This is a genomic window from Sphaerisporangium sp. NPDC004334, from assembly GCF_053602655.1.
In genome coordinates, this window is the sequence record NZ_JBSGDZ010000048.1 from 1 (window position 1) to 23,817 (window position 23,817).

The 23,817-nt window shown below is 72.9% G+C and carries 24 protein-coding genes; 6 read left to right on the forward strand and 18 right to left on the reverse strand.

Translation table 11 applies throughout. The features are described from left to right. Window positions 1-88: 88 nt before the first annotated feature. Window positions 89-763 (reverse strand): SDR family NAD(P)-dependent oxidoreductase, encoded by a 675-nt coding sequence (locus tag ACWEN6_RS38325; protein ID WP_452576865.1) that lies wholly within the window; start codon window positions 761-763, stop codon window positions 89-91. 161 nt (window positions 764-924) lie between these two features. Here ACWEN6_RS38325 and ACWEN6_RS38330 point away from each other — a divergent pair, with 161 nt between their 5' ends. From ACWEN6_RS38330 to ACWEN6_RS38345, 4 genes are all read left to right on the forward strand, one after another. Next, window positions 925-1,254, forward strand: coding sequence for a PadR family transcriptional regulator (locus ACWEN6_RS38330; protein WP_452576866.1), 330 nt, complete (start codon window positions 925-927; stop codon window positions 1,252-1,254). Further along, entirely contained in the window at window positions 1,242-2,333 is a 1,092-nt protein-coding gene (locus tag ACWEN6_RS38335) for an HD domain-containing protein (RefSeq protein ID WP_452576867.1), read from the forward strand. Before ACWEN6_RS38330 ends, ACWEN6_RS38335 begins: the two co-directional genes overlap by 13 nt. A 70-nt stretch (window positions 2,334-2,403) precedes the next feature. Then, on the forward strand, window positions 2,404-2,868 hold the full coding sequence (locus tag ACWEN6_RS38340; RefSeq protein ID WP_452576868.1) for a GNAT family N-acetyltransferase: 465 nt from the start codon (window positions 2,404-2,406) through the stop codon (window positions 2,866-2,868). 62 nt (window positions 2,869-2,930) lie between these two features. After that, entirely contained in the window at window positions 2,931-4,031 is a 1,101-nt protein-coding gene (locus ACWEN6_RS38345) for a hypothetical protein (protein WP_452576869.1), read from the forward strand. A 234-nt stretch (window positions 4,032-4,265) separates the two neighbouring features. Here ACWEN6_RS38345 and ACWEN6_RS38350 read toward each other — a convergent pair whose 3' ends face one another. From ACWEN6_RS38350 to ACWEN6_RS38430, 17 genes are all read right to left on the reverse strand, one after another. After that, window positions 4,266-4,673, reverse strand: coding sequence for a hypothetical protein (locus ACWEN6_RS38350; protein ID WP_452576870.1), 408 nt, complete (start codon window positions 4,671-4,673; stop codon window positions 4,266-4,268). Between the two features lie 118 nt (window positions 4,674-4,791). After that, complete coding sequence (locus tag ACWEN6_RS38355) at window positions 4,792-5,322, reverse strand: cupin domain-containing protein (protein WP_452576871.1); 531 nt, start codon at window positions 5,320-5,322, stop codon at window positions 4,792-4,794. A gap of 273 nt (window positions 5,323-5,595) precedes the next feature. Next, window positions 5,596-6,780 carry a hydrogenase expression/formation protein HypE gene (hypE, locus tag ACWEN6_RS38360; protein WP_452576872.1) on the reverse strand — a complete coding sequence of 395 codons (1,185 nt, stop codon included), beginning with the start codon at window positions 6,778-6,780 and terminating at the stop codon, window positions 5,596-5,598. A gap of 182 nt (window positions 6,781-6,962) precedes the next feature. Then, window positions 6,963-8,090, reverse strand: a complete 1,128-nt coding sequence (hypD, locus tag ACWEN6_RS38365) for a hydrogenase formation protein HypD (RefSeq protein WP_452576873.1) — start codon at window positions 8,088-8,090, stop codon at window positions 6,963-6,965. A 5-nt stretch (window positions 8,091-8,095) separates the two neighbouring features. Next, complete coding sequence (locus tag ACWEN6_RS38370) at window positions 8,096-8,347, reverse strand: HypC/HybG/HupF family hydrogenase formation chaperone (RefSeq protein ID WP_452576874.1); 252 nt, start codon at window positions 8,345-8,347, stop codon at window positions 8,096-8,098. Then, window positions 8,322-8,714 (reverse strand): hydrogenase maturation nickel metallochaperone HypA/HybF, encoded by a 393-nt coding sequence (locus ACWEN6_RS38375; protein ID WP_354840723.1) that lies wholly within the window; start codon window positions 8,712-8,714, stop codon window positions 8,322-8,324. Before ACWEN6_RS38375 ends, ACWEN6_RS38370 begins: the two co-directional genes overlap by 26 nt. A gap of 15 nt (window positions 8,715-8,729) precedes the next feature. After that, on the reverse strand, window positions 8,730-9,383 hold the full coding sequence (locus ACWEN6_RS38380; protein WP_452576875.1) for a hydrogenase maturation protease: 654 nt from the start codon (window positions 9,381-9,383) through the stop codon (window positions 8,730-8,732). Continuing rightward, window positions 9,380-10,831, reverse strand: coding sequence for a hypothetical protein (locus tag ACWEN6_RS38385; RefSeq protein ID WP_452576876.1), 1,452 nt, complete (start codon window positions 10,829-10,831; stop codon window positions 9,380-9,382). Before ACWEN6_RS38385 ends, ACWEN6_RS38380 begins: the two co-directional genes overlap by 4 nt. Further along, window positions 10,828-11,460: a DUF6084 family protein gene (locus tag ACWEN6_RS38390; RefSeq protein WP_452576877.1), complete on the reverse strand. Its 633-nt coding sequence runs from the start codon at window positions 11,458-11,460 to the stop codon at window positions 10,828-10,830. Before ACWEN6_RS38390 ends, ACWEN6_RS38385 begins: the two co-directional genes overlap by 4 nt. Continuing rightward, window positions 11,453-12,118, reverse strand: coding sequence for a DUF5947 family protein (locus ACWEN6_RS38395; RefSeq protein ID WP_452576878.1), 666 nt, complete (start codon window positions 12,116-12,118; stop codon window positions 11,453-11,455). Before ACWEN6_RS38395 ends, ACWEN6_RS38390 begins: the two co-directional genes overlap by 8 nt. Window positions 12,119-12,297: 179 nt before the next feature. Beyond that, window positions 12,298-12,879, reverse strand: coding sequence for a NifU family protein (locus ACWEN6_RS38400; RefSeq protein ID WP_452576879.1), 582 nt, complete (start codon window positions 12,877-12,879; stop codon window positions 12,298-12,300). Further along, window positions 12,866-14,653: a nickel-dependent hydrogenase large subunit gene (locus tag ACWEN6_RS38405; RefSeq protein WP_452576881.1), complete on the reverse strand. Its 1,788-nt coding sequence runs from the start codon at window positions 14,651-14,653 to the stop codon at window positions 12,866-12,868. The genes ACWEN6_RS38400 and ACWEN6_RS38405 overlap by 14 nt, the downstream gene beginning before the upstream one ends. A 40-nt stretch (window positions 14,654-14,693) precedes the next feature. Continuing rightward, a complete protein-coding gene (locus ACWEN6_RS38410) occupies window positions 14,694-15,770 on the reverse strand; it encodes an NADH-quinone oxidoreductase subunit B family protein (protein ID WP_452576883.1) in 1,077 nt (358 codons plus the stop codon). Between the two features lie 10 nt (window positions 15,771-15,780). Beyond that, on the reverse strand, window positions 15,781-16,551 hold the full coding sequence (locus tag ACWEN6_RS38415) for a D-sedoheptulose-7-phosphate isomerase (protein WP_452576885.1): 771 nt from the start codon (window positions 16,549-16,551) through the stop codon (window positions 15,781-15,783). A 63-nt stretch (window positions 16,552-16,614) separates the two neighbouring features. Continuing rightward, window positions 16,615-17,226: a D-sedoheptulose-7-phosphate isomerase gene (locus ACWEN6_RS38420; RefSeq protein WP_452576886.1), complete on the reverse strand. Its 612-nt coding sequence runs from the start codon at window positions 17,224-17,226 to the stop codon at window positions 16,615-16,617. Between the two features lie 134 nt (window positions 17,227-17,360). Next, a complete protein-coding gene (locus ACWEN6_RS38425; RefSeq protein ID WP_452576888.1) occupies window positions 17,361-18,071 on the reverse strand; it encodes a dienelactone hydrolase family protein in 711 nt (236 codons plus the stop codon). Between the two features lie 94 nt (window positions 18,072-18,165). Beyond that, entirely contained in the window at window positions 18,166-20,175 is a 2,010-nt protein-coding gene (locus tag ACWEN6_RS38430) for an erythromycin esterase family protein (protein WP_452576889.1), read from the reverse strand. 729 nt (window positions 20,176-20,904) lie between these two features. Between ACWEN6_RS38430 and ACWEN6_RS38435 the strand changes: the two genes are divergently transcribed. Together ACWEN6_RS38435 and ACWEN6_RS38440 are read left to right on the forward strand one after the other, a co-directional pair. Further along, on the forward strand, window positions 20,905-22,314 hold the full coding sequence (locus ACWEN6_RS38435; RefSeq protein ID WP_452576890.1) for a family 2B encapsulin nanocompartment shell protein: 1,410 nt from the start codon (window positions 20,905-20,907) through the stop codon (window positions 22,312-22,314). Between the two features lie 261 nt (window positions 22,315-22,575). Next, window positions 22,576-23,739 carry a family 2 encapsulin nanocompartment cargo protein polyprenyl transferase gene (locus ACWEN6_RS38440; RefSeq protein WP_452576891.1) on the forward strand — a complete coding sequence of 388 codons (1,164 nt, stop codon included), beginning with the start codon at window positions 22,576-22,578 and terminating at the stop codon, window positions 23,737-23,739. The last annotated feature ends 78 nt before the right edge of the window (window positions 23,740-23,817 follow it).

The window sequence follows — 23,817 nt, forward strand, 5'->3', positions numbered from 1 at the left end:
TCTCCCCACCCCCCCCCTCCTCCCCCCCCCCACGCCCCCCGGGGGGGGCGCGCCCCCCCCCCCCCCCCCGCCACACCACCGTGGGGCCTCAGTCCCCGCTCGCGGCCGGCTCGCGACCGCTGTAGAGCACATTCCGCTCCCACCGGTCGCGTGGCTGGGTGTGCAGCCGCCAGTAGTGCTCGGCGATCTCGTCGGGGTCGAAGGCGGTGCCCGGCCCGACGACCCCGCCCACGGTGACGCCGGCCACGTGGACGCCGGAGCGCCCGTACTCCTGGTCCAGCAGCGCGATCAGCGTGCGCACACCGGTTTTGCCGAGCGAGAGGCTGGCGTACCGCCGCTCCGGCTCGGGCATCCCCCCGGTGATGACGAACGTGCCGGCGCCGCGCTCGGCCATCGCGGGCAGGACGTGCATGGCGGCGGTGAACGCTCCGGCCACGTTGACCGCCCAGGTGTCCAGGAGGGTCTTCGCCGTCAGCTCTCCCAGCCGGTCGGCCCTGACCAGAGCCGCGTTGTAGACCACGACGTCGGGCGGGCCGAGCCGGTCGGCCGCCGCGTCGAGGGCGTCCCGCAGGGCGTCCTCGTCGGTGGCGTCGGCCACCAGGCCCTCGACCGGCACCCCGCTGGACGCCAGGGCGTCGACCGCCTCCCGCACCGTCGCCTCCCTTCGCGCGATGACGGCGATGGGCAGCCCCTCGCGGGCGAACCGGCGCGCGACCGCCTGCCCGATGCCGGGGCCGACTCCGATGATCACAGCTCCGGACACCTGCGCCTCCTTCGGCTCGCTCGACGAACGGCGAGACGCCGCCGCGACGGGAGACCCGGACGCCCGGGGGGCGTCGCCCAGGTGAGCACACTGTCGCCGCCGGGAGATCTGGCAGGCTATCTCTACCTATGTAGAGTTCCAGTATGCCAGGTGGTCCCCGGATGACGACGCAGGTGCAGGGGGTGCTCCGGGCGCTTCTCGACGAGCCCGGCACACAGCGCTACGGGCTGGAGGTGTGCGAGGCGACGGGCCTGCCGAGCGGCACGGTCTACCCCATACTGGCCCGGCTGGAGCAGATCGGCTGGGTGGAGAGCCGGTGGGAGGATCCCGCCGCGCATGTCAGCGAGGGCCGTCCGCGGCGCCGCTACTACACGATCACGGCGGACGGCGCGGCCCTCGGCCGCGACGCCATCGCACGGGCCTACCGCTCCCGTCGCCAGCCCGTCCCGGCCTGGCTCGCCAACCCCGGGACGACGGGATGGGCGTCGTGACCCGGCGCGCGCCCGCCGAAGGCGCCTGCGGCGCCGGCGCGGTGCTGCGCGCGTTCCGCGAGGCTCCCACCGGCGAACGCGCAGAGCTGGTCGAGCGCGCGTACGCGGTGGCCGCATACTGGCATCGCGATCAGAGACGCCGCAGCGGCGACCCCTACATCACCCATCCTGTGGCGGTCGCCGTCATCCTCGCCGAGGCGGGCATGGATCACGAGGTGGTGTGCGCGGCGTTGCTGCACGACGTGCTGGAGGACACCGGCTGCTCCGAGGCCGAGCTGGCGGGCGAGTTCGGCGCCGGCGTCACCGGCCTGCTCGCGGTCCTGCGGCGCCTGGAGGACCCCGCTGGACCCCCTGACGGCTGGCGGACCTCCACCGACACGCGCGTGCTCATGCTCAAGCTCGCCGACCGGCTGCACAACCTGCGGACGTTGCGGTTCCTCAGCCCCGCCAAGCAGCGCCTGAAGTCGCGGCAGTCTCTGGAGGTGTTCGTGCCCGTCGCCCGGCGGCTGGGCGTGGCGGAGATCGAAAGAGAGATCGAGGAGCTGGCGACCGCCACGATCGCCGCCCAGACCGCCCAGACCGCCCTGACCGGCCATGGCGAGGCCGTCCCGGGGTCGCGACCTTCCGCGGACGACCAGAGCGGGATGCGCATGGCTTTCGGGGCGATCTCGCTGGGCGCGGCCCTGCTCCCCGCTTCGGCCCGTGCCCGCTGGCTGGCGGAGTGGCGCGGCGAGCTGCACGCGATGCCCGGCGGGCGAGCCCGTGCCCGTTTCACCGCGCAGCTTCTCGCGGGCATGCCGCGGATGGCGCTCGCGCTCCGGCGGACGGCGCCCGTCCCGGTCCGGCGGCTGCTGGAACGCGGCGCCCGCGTCGTCCGCTGGGCCATCGCAAGCGACGTCCGCGCGTGGACGCTGCTCGCGCCGCCGGTGGGGTGGGTGGTCGTCAAGACGGCGGCGACCGGCCTCGGCGACGCCCTGGCCATGGTGCTGTCCCTTCCTCCGGTGCTGCAGGCGGGGGTGCGCGCGCTGCGCTCCCGGCTCGGCGTGCCCCATCCCCGCCCCTCCAAGGACCGTTGCTGACGACGGCAGACCTCGCCCGAAGCCGCCTACGCTGGGAACGCACCCGCCGAAGCCGAGCCCCGGAGACAGAGTGAGCAGCATCGAGATCGTGGCCGACGACCTCTCCGGTCCGCGGATCGCCGAGTTCCTCCGGGCGCACCTCGCGGAGATGCGGTCCATCACCCCTCCCGAGAGCGTGCACGCCCTCGACCTCGACGCCCTCCGCAAGCCCGACGTCACCTTCTGGTCGGTCATGGACGGCGGCATCCTGGTGGGCTGCGGCGCGATCAAGAGGCTGGACGCCGGGCACGCCGAGGTGAAGTCCATGCGCACCGCGCCGCGGCGCAAGCGGAGCGGCGTCGCCACCCTGCTGCTGGAGCACATCATCGGCGAGGCCAGGCGCGAGGGGTTCACCCGGCTGAGCCTGGAGACCGGGTCGCAGGAGTTCTTCCTGCCCGCCAGGAGGCTGTACGAGAAGCTCGGCTTCGCCTACTGCGAGCCGTTCGCGGACTACGGGCACGACCCCAACAGCGTCTACATGACCCGGACGCTCTGAACCCTCTTCCGCGCGAACTTTCTTCCCTGGCCGGCGCTCTAACCAGTGCGAAGGGAGAAGTCATGAGAATACGCACACTGGCCGCGCTGGTCCTCGGGGGGCTCATGGTCGCCGCACCGGCGTCGGCCGCCGTCGCGCCCGGCCACGGCGGCCCGGCCACCGCCGCGGGCCTCGGCGCGGCCACCACCGTGGCCGCCGCCGCCCCCAGGAGCGCCGCCGGGACGGGCACGACCGGACGGGGGATGTCCGGGCACGAGCACGCGGGAGACACGGGAGACGCGGGAGACGCGGTGCGCTATGCCGCGCTGAGGACGTGCACGAGCAAGAAGAAGGAGGACAGGCCCTGCGGGCCCTGGCGGCTCATGCTGCACAGCGGCAAGGTCAGGGAACTGCCCGACGCGCGGGTGTTCCCCCGCGACGAGCATCGCAAGGTGCACAAGGACTCGCCGGCCCCGATCGCGGTCAGCGGGAACGGCGGGCACATCGCGTACGTGCGCGAACGCGACGACCGCCTGGTGGTACGGGAGCTCACCGGGAAGGTCCACGTCATGCCGGCGGCCGCGTTGCCGGCGAAGACGAACATGATGGGCCTTGACCTGGCCCTGTCGCTCGACGGGAGCACGCTGGCGGTACACGACGGCGCGAACGAGAAGTTCCTGTGGCTCTACGACGTGGCGTCCGGCCGGCGGCTCGGCTCCCTGCCTGCGGGGGACGAACTGCTGGGGTTCAGCGGCGACGAGGACCAGGTGCTCACCAGGAGGCAGACCGACGAGAACACCACGGAGATCATCACCTATGACCTGAGCGGCGCGGAGGCGACGCGGCAGGTGCCGCCGCAGATCGCGGCGCAGGACGTGCCGATGGCGCTGCACGCGGACGGCGACCTGGTCGCCTTCTTCTCCGAGGGCTCTCGGGCTCTGAAGCTGTTCGACCTGCGCTCCAACGCCGTGGTGAACAGCGTGCGGGTGAAGCTACCCGGGGGCGGGGCGCCGGACATGGTCGACTGGACCGGCGCCCGCCAGGTCACCCTGCACGTCCTCACCGGCGATGCCGGCAACGGCACGATGCACATTCTCCAGGTCGATCCAGGGACCGGCGCCGTCCGGGTCCGCGACACCTACCGGGTCAAGAACACCTTCTTCTTCGCCGCCTGCGGCGGCTGACGCCCTCGCCCGGCACCCGGCACGCCGGCCCCGGTGACGCGGCCGACGGCCGGGTGAGGTGGCCGACGGCCGGGGTGACGCGCCCGGTAGCCCTGGTGAGGCGTCCGGCGGCCAGGTGAGCCGGCCCGGGCTCCGGTGCGCGGGGCCAGGGCCGGCTCGGCCGTCGCCCGTCAGCCGGTCAGCCGGTCGGTCGGCAGGTCAGCCGGTCAGCCGGTCGGCCGGCAGGTCGGTCGGTCAGCCGGCCTGGTCGCCGGGGGGCAAGTAGGGGCTTTCCTCGTCCACGGGCCCCGAGGGGCCGACGCCGGTGCCGTGTTCGGGGGTGGAGACGCCGTACGGGCGGCGGGCCCGGTGCTCGACGCCGACCTTCCTGCGCCCGGGCTCCTCCTTGCGGTGCGCGATGCGCTCGGCGCGGGCGGTGCTGCTCGTGCCCACTCCCAGCGGCGAACTGGCCTGGCTGTCGATCGGGGACACGCCGTGCCGTTCCACCTCGGTCATCACCCGCGGCGGACGGACGCCGCCGCGCGGCGGGCTGTCGAACGCGCGGTCGCCGGCCATGGCGACGTCCCGGTGGACCTGCCGGCGGATCTCCTCGATGTCGGGCATGCTCCCGGCGGAACCGCCGGGTCCTCGTGGCTCAGTCATGATCTCCACCCCCCGTTCGGCCGGCGACGTCATCGAACATGCGCCGACGTCCATGTACATACCCACCCACCTGGGCATCCCCCGGATCCGCCGCCGCCGCGGCGGTGTTCCGGCGCCGTCAGAGGTCCACCAGCCTGGCCCGGGCCTGGCCGCCCGCGCCGGTCGCCTGTCGCCAGACGGGACTGTCGACGAAGTGGTTGTCGAAGCGTTCCTGGGTCTGGAAGATCTCCCCCGGGCCGGCCTCGCCCCGGCGGACGCGGTCGGCCAGCCGGAAGTAGTCGAACCGGTCGTCGCCCGGCGCCTTGATGATCAGCACGTCGGCGCCCACGCCGTCCGGCGTGCCCCACGCGTGCGTCATCAGCGGGGGCACCAGCAGGAAGTCGCCCCTCTCGATCGTGACGACGCGCTCGCCGGTCAGGACGCGCAGCGCGCCGTCCAGCATGAAGAACAGCTCGGGCGCCCGCTTGTGGAAGTGCGGCGGCGGGCCGTCGGTGCCCGGGCCCAAGGTGGTGCGGACGGCGTTCATGACGCCGCCCGTATCGCCGGCGTCGGCCAGCAGCCAGGTGCCGTTGGGCGACCCGCCGAGGTGCTCGGCCTCACCCGCACGCGTCAGGACCGGCTCGGTCGCGCGGCCATCGGTAGAGGACATCGTCCATCCTTCGCTCGCCGATAGTTTTGATCCGAATGACCGAGCCCTGCGGACCCTTCTCCACACGCTCGGCTGACGGCCCCGCCGGTCACGCCGTGCCGGGAGGGACGGTCAGCACATCTTGCCCCGCCGCGGCCCTCGCGCGGCGAGCGCGAGCGCTCGGGCCGCCTGCGCCAGAGGGAACACCTGCCGCGACGGAAGGCGGAAGCGTCCTTGCTCGAAGATCACGGCCGCGACGGCGAGGCCCCCGGTTCATGATCTCCACCCCGTCGATCAGCAGATGCGGGGCAGCGGGTCGCCGACGAGGAGGTCGACGATGCGGGTACCGCCGAAGCCGGTCTTGAGCAGGACCAGGCCGGGCGGGTCCTCCCCGATGCGGCCCACGACGGCGGCGCCCTCCCCCAGCGGATGCCCGCGCAGGGCCGCGAGGGCCGCGTCGGCGCGGTCGCCGGCGACCACGGCGACCATGCGGCCCTCGCAGGCGACGTACAGCGGGTCGATGCCGAGCAGTTCGCACGCGCCGCGCACGGACGGGCGCACCGGGACCGCCTCCTCCTCCACGACCACGGCGACCTCCGCCGTCTGCGCCACCTCGTTGAGCACGGTGGCCACCCCGCCCCGGGTGGCGTCCCGCAGGCACCGCACCTGCCGGCCGGGGCAGGCGTCGAGCAGACGGGCGGTCAGGCCGTTGAGCGGCGCGGTGTCGGAGACCAGGTCGTCGGCCTCGATGTCCAGCCCGCCGCGCGCGAGCATCACCGTGACGCCGTGCTCGCCGATGGGCCCGGAGACGATGACCGCGTCCCCCGGCCGGACCTCGGACGCGCCGAGCCGCACCCCCGGCGCCACGGTGCCGACGCCGGCCGTGGTGATATAGCAGCCGTCGGCCTTGCCGCGCTGCACGACCTTGGTGTCCCCGGTGACGATCGCCACGCCGGCCGCCCGCGCCGCCTCGGCCATCGTGGCGGCGATCCTGCGCAGGTCGGCGATCGGGAACCCCTCCTCCAGGATGAACGCCGCCGACAGGTGCTCCGGCCGCGCCCCGCACATGGCCAGGTCGTTGACGGTGCCGTTGACGGCGAGGTCCCCGATGTCGCCGCCGGGGAAGAACAGCGGGGTCACCACGTAAGAGTCGGTGGTGAAGGCCAGCGCCGGGGCGCTCGTCCCCTGGTCGACCCGCCCATCGGCGGACCGCTCGACCGGCCGTTCGGCGTCCGGCCGCTCGCGGGACGTCGCGGGCGCGAGGATGGCGCCGTCGGCCAGCGGCTCCAGGAGAGGGTTGCGGAAGGCCTCCAGGAAGACCGCCTCGACCAGGGTGCGGCCCGCCTTGCCGCCCGCGCCGTGGGCGAGGGTGACCAGTTCCTCGCGCAGCCGCGGCCGGGCGCGGCGCGCCCGCTCGATGCGCGCGAGGACCAGCCGTTCCCGGTCCCGGGTTTCGGGCGTGGCCGGGAGGCGATCCACTTCGCGGTCCCTCGCCGCGGGAGCCGGGGTGCGATCCCCTTCGCGGTCCCTCGCCGCGGGAGCCGGGGTGCGATCCCCTTCGCGGTCCCCGGTTCCGGCGGGCGGGAGAGGTCCGCCCTCGCGGTCGCGGGCAGCCCGATCCGGAAGGCGGTCTCCGGGGTTCAGCACCTGCTCGTCGCGGTTCATGCGCGCGTCGCCTCCTTGACCCGGTCGCGCGAGAAGCGGCCGAAGTTGTAGTACGCCGCGCAGGCCCCCTCCGAGGACACCATGCAGGTGCCGATCGGGGTCTCGGGCGTGCAGGCGGTGCCGAACACCTTGCACTCCCACGGCTTGAGTACGCCCTTGAGCACCTCGCCGCACTGGCAGGCCTTCGGGTCGGCCACCCGGAAGCCGGGGACGTGGAAGACGCGCTCGGCGTCGAACTCGGCGTACCGCTCGCGCACGCACAGCGCGGAGTCGGAGATGAAGCCCAGGCCCCGCCATTCGAAGGTGGGACGCAGCTCCATCACCTCGTTGATCACCGCGAGGGCCTTGGGGTTGCCGTTCCAGGGCACCACGCGGCCGTACTGGTTCTCGATCTCCACCCGTCCCTCGGCGAGCTGGATGAGGTTGCGGTGGACCGCCTGCAGCACGTCCAGCGGCTCGAACCCGGCGACCACGAGCGGCTTGCCGTAGTCGTGGGCGATGAACTCGTACGGCCGGCAACCGATCACCGTCGAGACGTGACCGGGGCCGATGAAGCCGTCGAGCCGCAGGTCGGGCGAGTCCAGGATCGCCTTGATGGCCGGGATGATCGTCACGTGGTTGCAGAAGACCGAGAAGTTGCCGATGCGCTCGACCGCGGCGCGCATGACGGTCATCGCGGTGGACGGGGCGGTGGTCTCGAACCCGATGGCCAGGAAGACCACGCGCTTGTCCGGATTGTCGCGCGCGATCTTGAGGGCGTCCAGGGGTGAGTACACCATGCGGATGTCCGCGCCGCGCGCCTTGGCGTCCAGGAAGGAGCCGTTGCCGCCCGGGACGCGCATCATGTCGCCGAACGACGTCATGATCACATCCGGCTGCTCGGCGATGGCGATCGCGTCGTCCACCCGGCCCATCGGGATGACGCAGACCGGGCATCCCGGGCCGTGGACCAGCGAGACGCATGCGGGCAGGTAGTCCTCCAGCCCGTGCTTGTAGATGGTGTGGGTGTGCCCGCCGCACACCTCCATGAACTTGTACGCCCGGCCGGGCTCGCACAGCGCGGCGATGCGCGCGGCCAGGGCCCGGGCCTTGCCGGCGTCGCGGTACTCGTCGACGAACCGCATCGGCCTCACCCCTGCTCGATCACGGAGTCGCGCAGGGCGGCCATCTCGTCCTCGTACGCCTGCCCGATGCTCTCCAGGAAGTCGAGCGCCGCCCGCGCCTCCTCCTGGTCGATCTTGGACAGCGCGAACCCGACGTGGATGAGGATCCAGTCGCCCGGCGCGAGCGCCTCGCCCTCCAGCAGGCCGATGTTGACGGCCCGCCGCACGCCGCTGACGTCCACCTTGGCCAGGTCAGGACGATCCGACAGGATTTCCACGATCTCCCCGGGGATCCCCAGGCACATGAGTCGCCTCCGCGAGCTGGATGGATTCGAGGACGAGATCGTCGCCGCCCTCGGTGTCGACGTCGGTGGTCCCGCAGGCGGGGCACACCGCGTAGGGGTCCACCGAGGTGGTGGCGTTCCCGCAGTCACGGCAGGTGAGCCGCACCGGGAGCGTGACCAGGTCCAGACGCGCGCCCTCGGCCAGCGTCCCCTCGGTGACCAGGCTCCACGCGTCGTTGATCGACGGCTCGGCGACGCGCAGCAACGCGCCCACCTGCACCCGGGCCCGGCGCACCCGACGGCCGTCCGCCCGTCCCTCCACCGCGGCGAGGATCGACTCCGCGATCCCGTATTCGTGCACGGTCCACCTCATCTCTCAGATCTGGAAGGTCGGTGTCCGACTTCCTGTGCGGGCACCGGCCGGCCGGTCCCGGGCGACCTCGCCCGCCGGCGCGCGGGTCACATCTGGCGGATCTTCATGTACCGCTTGAGGTCCGGAATCGACCGGTACACCATGACGCCGACCGCCACCACGGCCGTCAGCATGATCAGTCGCTTCACCATCGGTCTCCTTTCTGTGGTCCTCGACGATCTCGAGGACGAGGTCCGCCGCCCGGCCGACGGCGCCGGCGACCGGCGGGCTCAGTTCCATGCCGGGCGACAGATCCGCCGGCCGGCATCCCACGAGCAGGACGGGGACGAGGTCCCCGCCGAGCGTCCCGGCCAGCGCCAGGACCGCCTCGGGGGTCATGTCGTGGGCGTCCACGAACGTGCCGGGCACCTGCTCCGGCGCGGGACGCAGGACGTACAGGGTGCCGGGCGGATCGTCCCGGGCGACGGTGTCCACCAGGATCGCCAGGTCGTACCCGCCGCCGGTGAGCTCGTAGGCCAGGTGGACGCCGCGGATGCCGAAGTCGGACACCACGACGCCTTCCGGCACCCCGGCCGAGGCCAGGTGCAGGGCCACGGCGACCCCGAAGCCGTCGTCGCCGAGGAAGACGTTGCCCACGCCCGCGACCAGCGTCCTCACGCCCCCGCCTCCCCGTCCGGAACGACCGGCCCCGCCCCGTCCGGGACGACCGGCTCCACCTCGTCGGGGGCGAAGTACAGGAAGCGGCCGTGGGAGCGGTGCAGGTCGGCGCCGGGGTCGTCGTCCAGCGTGACGGCCAGGTAGCGGGTGCCGTCCACGTCGTGGAGCACCGCCTCCACCTGGGCGGTCCTGCCCGTCAGGAACATGTCGTGCGCGTCCGCGCGCCGGGCGCCGGGAGTGAGCCGGACGCGTGCGCCCCGGCCGATCTCGACCCCGCCCACGGTCACCCTCCCGTCCTCCTCCGCCCCGGAAGGTCCGGAAGGTCCGGAAGGTCCGGACGACGATCCCCGCCGGCGGGGTCCGGGCGACGGTCCTGACGGGGACGGCCGCGACGCCGACCAGGACGGTGGCGATGCCGGCGAGGACGGCGGCGTGGCGGGCGGGCCGAGGCGGCGGATCGCGCCGTGGAGGCGTTCCAGCAGTTCGGGCGGCAGGTCGCCGGCCCGGTCGATGATCTCCGCCGCCCGCGGGTCGGTGGCCCGCGCCTCGCGCTTCTCCTCCTCGGTCAGCGTGATCGTCCGCAGGTGGAGGATCTCGTCGATCTCGGTCGCGTCGAACAGGTCGCCGGGGCTCTCGGGCGCGATGCCGGGGTGGTCGTCCAGGATGATCGGGGAGGACAGCACGACGTCGCGCCGCCCCGGCTCGCCGACCAGGACCGGCCAGGTGTTGACGTTGCGGCAGCCCCGCGCGGCCGGGCGCGCCCACTCCGGCGGGTCGGTCAGCGACAGGAACGCGCCGGAGGTGACCGCGAGCAGCAGGTGGGCGGCGACCAGCGAGTGCCGCAACGCCTCCTCGCGGGTGGCGGCGGGCGGCGCCTCGGCCGCGTTCTCCACCCTGACCCGCACCTTCAGCAGCCCGTACGGGCCGTCCTGCCGCTCGGCCGCGATCCGCAGCACCGCCCGCACCGGCCGGTGCGCGGTGACGACGCGGCCCAGCACCTCGCCGGACGCCGCCGTGATGGGCCGCTCGGCGCGGTCGCCGGGCAGGCGCACGCGGACCGCCCGCTCGGCGCCGACCAGTCCGGGCATCGGCACGACTGCCTCGACCTCGCGGGCGGTCGCCTCGTCGAAGGTGAGATGGGTGACGCCGTCGCAGTCCAGCTCGGCGACCGGCACGAACCGGCCCTGCCGGAAGCGTTCGACCTTGCGCTCCTTGACGTGCAGGAACCGCAGGCGAAGACGCAGCAGGGCGTGCGCGGCGCCGTCCGCCAGGCATTCGGTCACGCTCGCGGACGGCTCGGCGGTGGCGGTGTACGCGGGGGGCACGAGCACGCCGAACTGCCAGCGCAGCCGGTTCTTGGCGGCCGACGCCCGGTAGGGGTAGAGCAGGTAGCCCTCGTACAGCACGGCGTCGGCCACCTTGCGCGCGACGTCCATCGGCGCACTCATCGGCGGGCCTCCTTGAGCAGGGCCTCCATGGCCTCGTCCCATGTGGGCAGGGCGCGCTCGGACTTGTACCGCTGCAGCGCCCGCAGCGTGTCGGTGGACAGGCGCAGCCAGCCGCCGCCGGGGAAGTAGCGGTCGATCATCTCCCGCCACGTCGAGACCGGCAGCCCTTGGCGGGCCTCGCGGTCCCACGGCACCTGCCGGACGGTGAACCCCTCCCCCGCCCTGGCGAAGACCGTGCCGCTGAACAGCAGCAGCAGCGGCACCTCGCCGTCGTCCAGCGAGGCGAAGTACTTGCCCGCGGCGACCTCCAGGTCGTAGCCGCACGGCACCGGCAGGTCGATCTCAGTGGCGCCGGTGAAGCTCGGGACCATGACCGACACGTTGGCGAACTGCAACGGGCGCACCGTCTCGCCCCACCGGGAGGGGTCGCCGAACAGGTCCGCGAGCAGTTCGCTCTCGGCGGCGCCGTAGGTCCGCCGCCGAGGCTCGACGCGAATCTGGCAGCGCAGCGCAATGGCGTGGACGGCGCCGTCGTCCGGCGCGGTGATGCCGAGCCGGAACAGCAGCGTCGGGAAGACCCCGTACGGGTCGGGGCGCACGCCCAGGCACCGGAACCCGATCTCAGTCACGCCCGCGTCCCTCCTCCCGCGCCGCCGGTGCGGCGCCCACCGGCGGCGGGTCCACCGAGACCGCGTCCGTTGTGACCACGTCTGCCGGGGCTGCGTCCCCGTGGACGTCCGCCGGGATCGTCTCGGCGCGGCGGCGGAGCCCGTCGAAGAAGGAGGCGATGGCCTCCTGCGCCTCCTGTCCGCCGTGGAAGCCCTTCCAGTGCACCCGGACCAGGCCGACCAGCTCGTAGCAGGCGTCGATCGGGACGAGGTGGCAGGCGAAGCCGTCCGGGCGGCGGTCGACCAGATACGCCTCGACGTCCGGCTCGGCCGGGGGCAGCTCGGGGTTGGCGGCCAGGACGCGCTCCCAGGTGGACAGGTCGAGCAGCGACTCCGTCGCCCCGCCGGGGCTCGGGTAGAACGCCGCGAAACGGCCGAGCGCGGAGTTGTGGAACAGGAACGCGGTGCGCACCGGGATCTGCAGCTCCTCCCAGTCGGCCGCCGACAGCCGCATCCGCGGCAGGTACAGGTAGCGTTCGGGCACCGCCTGGTAGCGGCCCCGGGCGACGGTGCCGCCGCGCGAGAGCAGCAGGCGGCAGGCCGCGCAGACGCACAGCAGCGCGCGGGTGCCGGTGTCGACCGCGTGGCCGTGCCGGTCGCCCAGCGGTTCGGCGCACATCTCGCACACCTCCGCCACGGGCCCCCGTGACTCGACGGGCTCCCGGAACCGGCGCAGCCCCACGCCGTCCCGGCCGTGACCTGCGGCCGCCGCCGGCGCGGACGGCACACCCGCACCGGCCACCGCTCCGGGCCCGCGGGCTCCACCGGGGCAGGGCGGTACCGGGGAGCCGGACGCGGTCATGGCGCGGCCTCCTCGGGGACCGGGCACGGGCCGGGCGGGCGGCGCTGGATCTGCAGGAGGGCCGGGGCGTCCTGCACCACCCCGTCCACCTCCAGCCGCGTCACCTCGGGGGCCGCGCCGAGCACGGCCCGCTCGATGGCCTGGGTCACGGTGACCCGCGAGGAGGCGCACCCGTGGCAGTTGCCGGACAGCCGCAGCCGCACCACCCCCGCCTCGTCGACGCCGAGCAGTTCCACCCCTCCCTCGTGCAGGCCGAGGGAGGGGCGCACGGCGTCCAGTGCGGCGCGGACGCGATCCTCGGTGCCGAGCGGGTGCAGGTCGTGCAGGACGAGCAGCCCGGAGACCAGCTCGTCGCCGGCCAGCCGCCGCAGCACCTCGGCGGCCTCGCTCTCGACCACGATGGCCATGACCCGCTCCAGCCCGGCCCCGTAGAGGCCGACCAGGGTGCGGACGAGCTCCTCGGCGCGGGCGCGGGCGGCGGGGTCGGCGAGCGCGCCGAGCTGGTCGATCAGCGTCTCGACGCGCTCCCCGGCGGCCCGCACGTCCCGCGCCGGGCGCGTCCGCTCAGGTGCCGGCATTGAAGGCGTGGGGGCTGTGCAGCTTGCGGAGCTCCTGGCCCCCGCCGAGGTACATGTGCACCCCGCACGGCAGGCACGGGTCGAAGCTGCGGACGGTCCGCATGATGTCGATGCCCTTGAACCTCTCCGGCGGGTTCTCCTCGAAGATGGGCGTGTTCTGCACGGCGTCCTCGTACGGGCCGGGCGTTCCGTGGCTGTCGCGGACGCTGGCGTTCCAGGGCGTCGGCGGGTACGGGTGGTAGTTGGCGATCTTGCCGTTCCTGATCACCATGTGGTGGGACAGCAGCCCGCGCACCGCCTCGGTGAAGCCGCAGCTGATCGCCTCCTCCGGCACCTCGAACGGCTCCCAGGTCTGGGTGCGCCCCCGCCGCACCTCGTCCAGCCCCTTCTCGGCGAAGTACAGGGCGCAGGCGGCGGCGTACGCCTGGAAGTAGGTGCGGGCCCGGTTGCGTTCGAGCGCGTTGGACAGCAGCTCGCCGTCGCGTTCGGGGATCTTCCACTCGAACGTCGTCTCGGGCTTGGTGGCGGTCTTCGGCAGCCGGATGATCACGCTGTGCCCGGTGGCCTCGACGCCGCCGATGTCCACCCGGCCGGACAGCGCCGTCGACCAGAGCCGGGCGATGGGCCCGCCGCCGGTGTCCAGCGGGAGCATGTCCGTGCCGTCGTACCAGCGCGGCGACATGACCCAGCTGTACTTGTCGGCGAAGTCGCGCTTCTGCGGCCGCGGGATGGTGTGCTGGTTCCACGGATGCCGCATGTCGACGGGGTTGCCGAGCGGGTCGTGGGTGACGAACGGCTCCTGGTCGGCCCAGTCCTCGTAGTAGGAGCTGCCGAGCAGAATGCGCATGCCGAGGTTGATGTCCACCAGATCGTTGGTGATCAGCTCGCCGTCGACGATGACGCCGGGCGTCACGAACATCTCCCGGCCCCAGGAGCTCATGTTCTCGTAGGTGAAGTCGCAGTGCTCGGGGTCGTTGAGGCTTCCCCAGCAGCCGAGCATCACCCGCCGCCGCCCGACCTGCTCGTACCCGGGCAGCGCCTCGTAGAAGAAGTCGAACAGGTCGTCGTGCATCGGCACGACCTTCTTCATGAACTCGACGTACCTCATGAGGCGGGTCAGGTAGTCGGTGAAGAGCTGAACGGTGGCGACCGTGCCGACCCCGCCGGGGTAGAGGGTGGAGGGGTGGACGTGCCGGCCCTCCATGAGGCAGAACATCTCGCGCGCGACGCGGCTCATGACCAGTGCCTCACGGTAGAACTCGCCTTCCAGCGGGTTCAGCGAGCGCATGATGTCGGCGATGGTGCGAAAGCCGTGCGCGCCGGCGTTGGGGCACTCGGTGCGCTCGGCGAGGTCGAGCACGCCGGGGTTGGTCTCGCGCACCATCTTCTCGCAGTAGTCGACCCCCACCAGGTTCTCCTGGTAGATGTTGTGGTCGAACATGTACTCGGCCGCCTCGCCCAGGTTGATGATCCATTCGGCGAGCGCGGGCGGGCGCACGCCGTAGGCCATGTTCTGGTTGTAGACCGAGCAGGTGGCGTGGTTGTCGCCGCAGATCCCGCAGATGCGGCTGGTGATGAAGTGCGCGTCCCGCGGGTCCTTGCCCTTCATGAACACGCTGTAGCCGCGGAAGATCGACGAGGTGCTGTGGCACTCGACGACCTCGCGGGCCTTGAAGTCGATCTTGGCGTAGATGCCCAGGCTGCCCACGATGCGGGTGATCGGGTCCCAGGCCATCTCGACCAGGTCGCGGTTCTCATCCTTGGCGGTGGTCATGTCTGCTCCCAGGGCGCCGTGCGGTTCGGGCGGTCATGTGTCAGCTCCACGGCGCCCGGTACCCGGTGAGCAGGGCGCGGCCCTTGGCCCGCCACTTCGGCTCCTTGTCGACCGTGTGCAGCGTGATCCCGCGCAGTTTGCGCACGACCCCGCCGTACACCGTGCTGATCGAGGAGGACACCATCGCCCCGGGCGGCTCGTCCATGAACGGCATGAACTTGTCGGGGAAGCCGGGCATCGTGCAGGCGATGCAGATGCCGCCGACGTTCGGGCAGCCGCCGAGGCCGGCCATCCAGCCCCGCTTCGGCACGTTGCACTTCACGACCGGCCCCCAGCAGCCGATCTTGACCAGGCACTTCGGCGAGCCGTACTCGACGGCGAACTGCCCCTGCTCGTAGTACCCGGCCCGGTCGCAGCCCTCGTGGACGGTCTGGCCGAACAGCCACGTGGGGCGCAGCGCCTCGTCCAGCGGGATCATCGGCGCCTGCCCGTTGAGCTGGTAGAGCAGGTACAGAAGCGTCTCGGACATGTTGTCGGGCTGCACCGGGCAGCCGGGGACGTTCACGATCGGGACGCCGGCCTTGGACCGCCACTCCCAGCCGAGGTAGTCGGCCAGCCCCATGCACCCGGTCGGGTTGCCGGCCATGGCGTGGATGCCGCCGTAGGTGGCGCAGGTGCCGGTCGCGACGACGGCGGTCGCCTTGGGGGCCAGGATGTCCAGCCATTCGGGCAGGGTCATCGGCTGGCCGGTCTCAGGGTTGTTGCCGAACCCCGACCAGTAGCCCTCCTGCTTGATCGACTCGTTGGGGATCGAGCCCTCGACGACCAGGACGAACGGCTCCAGCGCGCCGCGCGCCGCGAGGAAGTACCACTCGATCATGGCGTCGGCGCCCTGCATCGGCCCGCTGTGGAAGTCGATCAGCGGCCAGTGGACGTCCACGGCCGGCAGGCCCGGCAGGCCGCCCAGCACGATGTCCTCGATGCTCGGCTGCGTCGCCGCGGTGAGCGAGACGGAGTCGCCGTCGCAGCTCATGCCGGCGTTGATCCAGAGGATGTGGACGACGGGTTCCTTCTGCTCCCGTGCCCTGTCCTGCGCGGACTCTGTCATGGTGCCCATACCGCCTCCATTACTCCTGGCACTCCTGGCCGGTGTCGGTGAGCGTCGGGACGCGCCCCCGCTCGTCGCCGCGGCCGGTGGCGGGCGCGTCTTGCAGCAGGTGCCGGGTGACCTCCCAGAGCACGTGGTAGAGCGTCGTCTGCGCCTCCTGGATGCGGTGCACGGACGTGGACGGGATGACGAACAGGTGGTCCAGGACGTCCAGCTCCGCCAGCTCGGCGAGCCGTCCGCCCTGGTAGCCGGCCAGGCCCACGGTGAGCAGGCCGCGTCCCCACGCCTCCTCGAAGGCCTGGACGAGGTTGGCGGAGCCGCCGCTGGTGGACAGGCCGAGGGCGATGTCGCCGGGACGGGCCAGGGCCGCGATCTGCCGGGCGAAGACGACGTCGAACCCGACGTCGTTGGACAGGGCCGTGACGACGGCGACGTCGGAGGTCAGGCACAGCGCGGGCAGCGGCGGTCCGTGCCGGGGCCGCAGGTGGAGGGTGGCGACCTCCTGGGCGTCGGTGCTGCTGCCGCCGTTGCCGAAGGTGAACAGCCGCCCGCCCGCGGAGAACCGGTCCGCCATGTCCTGCGCGCACGCGGCGAGCCGCTCGGCGTGCAACTCGCCCACCTGCGCGCGCAGCCGCAGAATCTCCTCCGCCTTGGCCGCGGTCGAGCGGACGGCGTGCTCCTCCAGTTCGCCGCGCCGGCCGTGCTCGCCGCCGGGCCCGTGGCCGCGTCCGCGCAGGAAGGGGTACAGATTGTGCGTGCCCTCCGCCGACGCCTCGTCACCGGCGCCCATCGGCGCTCCTCCCCGCGCGCGCGGCGGCGCGGCGGACGGGCGCGGGCGTGCCCTCGCGAGGGGTCATCGGGACGTGTCCGGGCGGGTGCGGGCGTGGAAGACGTGGACCAGCTCCCACAGGACGTGGTACATCGTGACGTGGATCTCCTTGACCACCGCGGGGTCCTCGGAGCCGGCGATGAGCGCGTGGTCCACCGCCGCGCTGCGGGCGATCGCGCCGCCGTCGCCGCCGAGCAGGGCCATCGTGAACAGGCCCTGCTCGCGGGCGGCCTCCAGCCCCTTCAGGACGTTGGCGCACCACCCGTCGGGCGAGACGCCGAGGGCCATGTCGGCCGGAGCGCCCCAGTGGCGCACCTGGTGGGCGAAGACCTCGGCCAGGCCGTCGCGGGCGCCGACCGCGGAGACGGTGGCGGCGTCGTTGCCGAGCGCCATCGCGGGCAGGGCGCGCTTGCCGACGACGACGGGGTGCATGAACTCGACGGCGATGTGGGAGGCGTCGGTGCCCGCGCCGCCGTTGCCGAAGACGATCAGCTTGCCGCCGCGGTGGAACCGCACGGCCATGGCACGGCACGCGCGCGTGATGCGCTCGGAGTCCTCGGCGAGCCGGCGCCCCGCCGGCTCCCGCCGGGAGAAGGCTTCGCTGACCGCCTCGCGCGTGGTCGACGTCACAGGCATGTTCACGCTCCGTTATGTACCGTAGTCGTCAGGCTACGATGCGTACACACGGTGCCGACACCCCAAGGCGGACAACCGGGAGTAAAGGCTTGATCTCCTACCTTGGGGGCCCTGAGCGCCGTGAAGAACGCGCCTCAGGAAAGGGGGTGCGCGCCGCCGGGGGACCCGCCGCCGGGGTGCCCGCCGCTGGAATCCGCGCCGCTCAGGTGGCGGACGAACCACTCCCCGGCCAGGCGGGCCACCTCGTCGAGCGTGCCGGGCTCCTCGAACAGGTGGGTGGCGCCGGGGACGACCGCGAACCCGGTGGGGCCGGGCATCCGCTCCATGGCCTCCCGGTTCAGGACGATCACCATCGGGTCGTCGCCGCCCACGATGAGCAGGGTCGGCTGACGCACCTCGCGCAGGTGGTCGCCGGCCAGGTCCGGCCGCCCGCCGCGCGACACGACCGCCCGCACCGTGTCCGGACGCCGGGCCGCGGCCACCAGGGCCGCCGCCGCGCCCGTGCTGGCGCCGAAGATCCCGATGCCGAGGGCCGACAGCCGCTCCTGCCGCGCCACCCAGTCGGTGACCGCGACCACCCGCTCGGCGAGCAGGCCGATGTCGAAGCGGAGGGCGCCGGTGAAGGCGTCCATCTCCTCCTCTTCGCGGGTCAGCAGGTCCATCAGCACGGTGGCCAGCCCCGCGGCGTTCAGCTCGGCGGCGACGTGCCGGTTGCGGGGGCTGTGCCGCCCGCTGCCGCTGCCGTGGGCGAACACCACCACACCCTGGGCGTCCGGCGGCACGGCCACGTCCGCCCCGAGCGAGACGTCCCCCGCCGGAACGGCCAGGCTCCGCGGCTCCGCCATCACCTCCTCCTTCCTGGTCGGCGGGAAACGGCCGGTGTCCTCCGGCCCTGCCCGGCCGGCGCGGCCCCCGGCGTCGTGAGGACCGCGACGGCGATCACCCCTCGGGGGGACAGGCGCGGGGAAGTCGGTCGTGGTCCCATTCGGGAGTCCGGTCGAGCGGCTCCACCGCGCGGGTCTCGTCCATGTGCAGGACCGCGTCGAACTCGTCGCTCAGGCGGGCGCGGAAGTAGTGGCACCGGCGCTCGGACCTGGCGCGGTACACCGCCGAGATCATGCGCTGCAGACGGGCCGAGCGCAGCACGTCGGCGCTGCGGGGCGCCGCCGCGAACCAGGTGAGGAACTGCTTCTCCCCGACCTCGTGGAACAATTCCTCGGCGCTGTCGGACAGGGCGGGGCGCAGCCACTTGCGTTCGGGCCGCGTGCCCCACTGATCGGCGGCGGTGACCGTGCCGGTGTAGGTGGTCATTCCGATGCTGCGGCAGGCGTCCCCGTGCCGTTCGCGCACGAGCATGCCGAGGTTGATCTCGCCCCGGCACGCCGCCTCCGTGGCCCGCGCGTCCCCCACATGGGCGTCGTGCGCCCATACGACGATCTTGGCGGGGCCGCCGCGCCGCCGCGCGAGGTGCTCCGACAGCGCGTCCAGCGTGTCGGCCATGTGGCGGTCGCGATGGTTCCAGGCGCAGATGCGGCCGCCGAGCATGGACCGGTAGTGCTCGTCGGCGTTCCTCGTGGCCGCGGCGTTGAGTTCGGCGTAGAACAGTTCGTCCTCGGCGAGCAGGCCCTCCTCGCGGGCGGAGCTCATCGCCTCGCGCCGCAGGGCGACGAGCCTAGCGATCATCGCCTCCTCGCTGCTCTCGCCGGCGCCGCAGGCCGGGCTCAGCCCGTACGGCCGGTCCTCCGGACCGAGGTGGTCGAAGCAGGCGTACCGGTCGCGGGCGCGGGCGGCGGCGACCTGGTCGGTCTCCTGGAGGAAGTCGACGACCCGCCGCATCGTCCGGTGCGCGCCGTAGACGTCGAGCCCGTAGAAGCCGGCCTGGCCGCAGAGCCCGGCGAGGACGCCGTCGTTGTGGTCGCGCAGCCAGGTGACGAAGTCCAGCACGACCGCGTTGCGCCACATCCACGACGGGAACCGCTCGAAGCCGCCCAGCGCCTGCTCGGCGGTGGCGTCGTTGCCGCGGCCGTGGACGTACAGGTTCACCCGGTAGGCGTCGGGCCAGTCGGCCTGCACGGCGACGGCGCGGAAGTCGCGCTCCTCGATGAGGCGCCGGGTCATGGCGGCGCGCGCCGCGTAGAACTCGTGGGTGCCGTGGGAAGCGCCACCGATGAGCACGAACCTGGCCTCACCCACCAGGTCGAACAGCACGTCCGGCGACGGCACGCCGTTGTCGAGCGGTATCGCCTCCGCGCGCAGGCCCGCGACGGCCCCGGGCCCCTGCCCGGGCGCCCTGGCCTGCGCCGAGGTGGCCGAGGCCCGCAGCAGGTCGCGCACGTCCTCCAAGGTCACCTCGACGAAGTCCCAGTAGGAGGGGTCTACGACGAAGTACGGCGAGGGCGTGGTGGCGACGACGACCTCGTCCGCCGTCATCCGCAGTTCCTCATAGGTGGCGGCCGAGCAGGCGGGCAGGGCGACGACGACGCGCGCGGGGCGCTGCCGCCGCAGGGCTTTCAGCGCGGCGGTCATGGCGGCGCCGGTGGCCAGGCCGTCGTCCACGACGATCACCTCCCGGCCCTCGACCGGCTGCGCGGGACGACACTGGCGGAAGTGCCGCTCCCAGCGGGTGATCTCCCGTCCTTCCAGGCCGGCGACGTGCTCGACCACCCCTGGAGGGATGGCCAGACCCCTGACCACGTCGTCGCTGAGGGCGATGACGCCGTCGCCCGCGATGGCGCCCATCGCCAGGTCCTCCTGGCCGGGCACGCCGAGGCTGCGGGTGACGAAGACGTCCAGGTCTGCGCCGAGGGCCCGCGCCACCTCGTACCCCACGGGGGCGCCACCGCGTGGCAGCGCCAGCACCAGCAGGTCCGGCCGCCCCCGATGGTGGTCGAGGAGACCGGCGAGCGCGCGCCCGGCATCCCTGCGGTCCGAGAAGAGGCGGTCGGGCATCGAGGCCCCCTATCGTGCTCGGCGGCGGGCCCCCCGGCCGCACGACGCGCCGGCCGAGCCGGTGGCACGGGCCTCGGACGGGTGGTCCTGGGCCATACCGCCGAGCCTACGCCTTCTCCCGCCGCGGCCTTCGGGCACGGGTGACGCAGCCGCCGGCGGGCCGGCGATCGGGCGGGCCGCGAGCTCGAGCGCCGGCTAGCGGCGGGCATCCGATGAAGACCACCAAACCCGCCAAACCACATTCAATTAATAAACACGGCACTTTATGAAATATCGACCAGCGCGTCTTCTCGCCAGTGATATCTGATTCGCCCCACGGGCAATGGCCAGGGAAAACGGTAATTGACACACCGAAGATCAAGGCTCCATAATCATTGCGTCCGAGCAGGCCGCGGAAAGCGACACGTGGCCAGAGCACCCCCGTTCCCGACTCAGCGACGATCCCCCGACCACGGCGAAGAGCGCACCATCGCGCATTCGACCGGCGCCATGAAAGACAAAACGGCATCACAGCGCTCCACCCCGCGTTCCCGGCGTTTCCGCCTCCGCCCCGGAAATCACCGGACCCCCGGCCGCCAGGGCCGGCGCGGGTTTCCACAACTATTCCTTCATGTACACCTGGCGAACACCCGATCACTGCGCACCGTACGACCCGGAGTCATCCGGGAAGACCTCGCTCCTGTTTCAGCGTCTCCTCCGTTCGATGCGATAGGGATTGGTGGTGTGGTCGTGACCGAGACGACCAGCGAGATGACAGGCACGGAAAACGGCAGGCCGCAGCAGAGCCTGGCCACCACGGCGGCACGCAACCTGGCCACGACCACCAAGTCGCAGCCACAGATGCAGAACATCACCTCACGATGGCTGCTGCGCATGCTGCCCTGGGTCAACACGCCCGGCGGCGCCTACCGCGTCAACCGCCGCCTCACCTACGCCGTCGGCGACGGGCGGCTGAGCTTCACCAACCAGGGCAACGACGTGCGCGTCGTCCCGCCCGAGCTGCGCGAGCTTCCGCTGCTGCGCCACTTCGGCGACGACGGCGTGCTGGAGGCGCTGGCGAGCCGCTTCACCCAGCACCAGCACGAGCCCGGCAGCACCATCGCGCAGATCGGCGACCCGGCCGACCGGCTCATCCTCATCGCGCACGGCAAGGTCAACAAGATCGGCGCCGGCGAGTACGGCGACCAGACCACCCTGGCCGTCCTGGCCGACGGCGAGTACTACGGCGACCGTTCCCTGTCCGCGGCCACCCCGGCCACGTGGGAGCACACGATCAAGGCGGTCACCCCGACCACCGTCCTCACCCTCTCCCGCCACGCGTTCCAGGAGCTGCTCGACCAGTCGGCGACGCTGCGCGACCACGTGGAGGAGCACGAACGGCACCCTCGGCCCCCGCACAACAAGCACGGCGAGGCCGCCATCGACATCACCTCAGGCCACTCCGGCGAGCCGTCGCTGTCGACCACCTTCGTCGACTACGAGGCCAGCCCCCGCGAGTACGAGCTCAGCGTCGCGCAGACCATCCTGCGCATCCACACCCGCGTCGCCGATCTGTACAACCAGCCGATGAACCAGACGCACGAGCAGTTGCGCCTCACCATCGAGGCTCTGCGCGAGCGCCAGGAGCACGAGCTGATCAACAACCCCGAGTTCGGGCTGCTGCCCAACGCCGACCTGCGGCAGCGCGTCCAGACCCGCACCGGCCCACCCACCCCCGACGACCTCGACGAGTTGCTGTGCCGGCGCCGCAAGTCGCACTTCTTCCTGGCCCACCCGCAGACGATCGCGGCGTTCGGCAGGGAGTGCAGCCGCCGCGGCCTGTACCCGGACACCGTGCAGCTGTTCGACCACGCCGTGCCGGCCTGGCGGGGCGTCCCGCTGCTGCCCTGCAACAAGATCCCGATCACCAAGACCCGCACCAGCTCGATCCTGGTGCTGCGCACCGGCGAGGACGACCAGGGCGTCATCGGCCTGCACCAGACCGGCCTGCCCGACGAGTACGAGCCGAGCCTGTCGGTGCGCTTCATGGGCATCGACGAGCACGCCATCATCTCCTACCTGGTCAGCGCCTACTACTCCGCCGCGGTCCTGGTGCCGGACGCACTGGGCGTGCTCGAACACGTCGAGATCGGTCACTGAAACCGCGGTCGGACACGCCGTTCGGGGAACAAACCAACGGGCGGCCGACCACCGTCGGGGTCACTGACAGACCGGCGGCCGGCGCACCACCCGGGGAACGACCCGGGTGACGCCGGGGCCGCGCGAACGACCCCGGCCGCGCCCGGCGGCCGTCGCACGTCCCGCGCGCCCACCGGCCGGGCGCCGGGACGCCCCGAGGGCCGGTGAAAGGGCGTGACGCGCATGGCCGGCACGATGAGCGAGCGGGAAGGAGCCGTGCTCATGGCGAAGACGGTGACCACCGGACGGCCGCCCCGGGAGGTGCTCGCGTGGAGCCGCGAGCTGACCGGGCCGCCGCTGCGGTCCGCGGTGGAGTCGCTGCCGCCCTCCATGCGGCGCATCGCCGCCTACCACTTCGGCTGGCTGGACGAGCAGGGCCGTCCCGCGTCGGGCAACGCGGGCAAGGCCGTACGACCCGCGCTGGTCCTGCTGGCCGCCGAGGCGGCCGGGGGCTCGGCCGCCTCGGCCGTGCCCGCGGCGGTGGCGGTGGAGCTGGTGCACAACTTCTCGCTCCTGCACGACGACGTCATGGACGGCGACGCGACCCGGCGCCACCGTCCGACCGCCTGGAGCGTGTTCGGGGTCAGCGGGGCGATCCTCGCCGGGGACGCCCTGCTGACGCTCGCGTTCGAGGTGCTGCGGGCCGGCGGCGGCCCGGTCGCCGACGAGGCGACGCGGGTGCTCGGCGCGGCGGTGCTCGACCTGGTGGAGGGCCAGAGCGCCGACACCTCCTTCGAGACCCGCGACGAGGTCACTCTGGCCGAGTGCGTGAGCATGGCCGAGGGGAAGACCGCGGCCCTGCTCGCCGCCTCCTGCGCCCTCGGCGCCCTGTCCGGCGACGGCGGTCCCGAGGTCATCGAGGCCCTGCGCGCGTTCGGCTCGCGTCTCGGGCTGGCCTTCCAGATGGTCGACGACCTGCTCGGCATCTGGGGCGACCCGTCGGTGACCGGCAAACCGGTCTTCTCCGACCTGCGCAACCGCAAGAAGTCCCTCCCCGTCGTCGCCGCCCTCACCTCCGCCACCCCACCCGGCAAGCAACTGACCGCCTTCTACCGCCACCCCCAACCCCCCACCTCACCGGCACGGCCATCCACCCCCGCCGGATCCGGGCATGCCGCAGCCGCACCGGGGATCTCCCCGGCGGGTCAACCGCCCGCCTCGTCCGCTTCGTCCGTTCTCGCCCCCGCCGAACAGGCGCCCGGGACCCCCGAACTGGCGCGCATCGCCTCACTCATCGAGGCCGCCGGCGGCCGCGCCTGGACCCAGGCCCGGGCGGACGACCTATTGGCCGAGGCGCTCGCCCACCTCGCCTCCGCCGACCCCGCCCCCCGCCCCGCCGCCGAACTCCACGCCCTGGCCCACCTCCTCGCCAAGCGCGACCACTGACCCACCGGCCTGCCCGCTCCATGTCCGAGCCTGCGGCGAGGCACGGTCTCGGCGAGACGCGTGTATCAATTCCTCCCC

What these genes read in the sequence shown, in the direction of transcription:
- ACWEN6_RS38345 (WP_452576869.1), top strand. Translation starts at nt 2,931, where the DNA reads ATGAGAATACGCACACTGGCCGCGCTGGTCCTCGGGGGGCTCATGGTC.
- ACWEN6_RS38440 (WP_452576891.1), top strand. Translation starts at nt 22,576, where the DNA reads ATGGCGAAGACGGTGACCACCGGACGGCCGCCCCGGGAGGTGCTCGCG.
- ACWEN6_RS38335 (WP_452576867.1), top strand. Translation starts at nt 1,242, where the DNA reads ATGGGCGTCGTGACCCGGCGCGCGCCCGCCGAAGGCGCCTGCGGCGCC.
- ACWEN6_RS38355 (WP_452576871.1), bottom strand. Translation starts at nt 5,322, where the DNA reads ATGTCCTCTACCGATGGCCGCGCGACCGAGCCGGTCCTGACGCGTGCG.
- ACWEN6_RS38430 (WP_452576889.1), bottom strand. Translation starts at nt 20,175, where the DNA reads ATGCCCGACCGCCTCTTCTCGGACCGCAGGGATGCCGGGCGCGCGCTC.
- ACWEN6_RS38410 (WP_452576883.1), bottom strand. Translation starts at nt 15,770, where the DNA reads ATGGGCACCATGACAGAGTCCGCGCAGGACAGGGCACGGGAGCAGAAG.
- ACWEN6_RS38400 (WP_452576879.1), bottom strand. Translation starts at nt 12,879, where the DNA reads ATGCCGGCACCTGAGCGGACGCGCCCGGCGCGGGACGTGCGGGCCGCC.
- ACWEN6_RS38425 (WP_452576888.1), bottom strand. Translation starts at nt 18,071, where the DNA reads ATGGCGGAGCCGCGGAGCCTGGCCGTTCCGGCGGGGGACGTCTCGCTC.
- ACWEN6_RS38350 (WP_452576870.1), bottom strand. Translation starts at nt 4,673, where the DNA reads ATGACTGAGCCACGAGGACCCGGCGGTTCCGCCGGGAGCATGCCCGAC.
- ACWEN6_RS38405 (WP_452576881.1), bottom strand. Translation starts at nt 14,653, where the DNA reads ATGACCACCGCCAAGGATGAGAACCGCGACCTGGTCGAGATGGCCTGG.
- hypD (WP_452576873.1), bottom strand. Translation starts at nt 8,090, where the DNA reads ATGCGGTTCGTCGACGAGTACCGCGACGCCGGCAAGGCCCGGGCCCTG.
- ACWEN6_RS38330 (WP_452576866.1), top strand. Translation starts at nt 925, where the DNA reads ATGACGACGCAGGTGCAGGGGGTGCTCCGGGCGCTTCTCGACGAGCCC.
- ACWEN6_RS38385 (WP_452576876.1), bottom strand. Translation starts at nt 10,831, where the DNA reads ATGAGTGCGCCGATGGACGTCGCGCGCAAGGTGGCCGACGCCGTGCTG.
- ACWEN6_RS38395 (WP_452576878.1), bottom strand. Translation starts at nt 12,118, where the DNA reads ATGTGCGCCGAACCGCTGGGCGACCGGCACGGCCACGCGGTCGACACC.
- ACWEN6_RS38420 (WP_452576886.1), bottom strand. Translation starts at nt 17,226, where the DNA reads ATGCCTGTGACGTCGACCACGCGCGAGGCGGTCAGCGAAGCCTTCTCC.
- ACWEN6_RS38415 (WP_452576885.1), bottom strand. Translation starts at nt 16,551, where the DNA reads ATGGGCGCCGGTGACGAGGCGTCGGCGGAGGGCACGCACAATCTGTAC.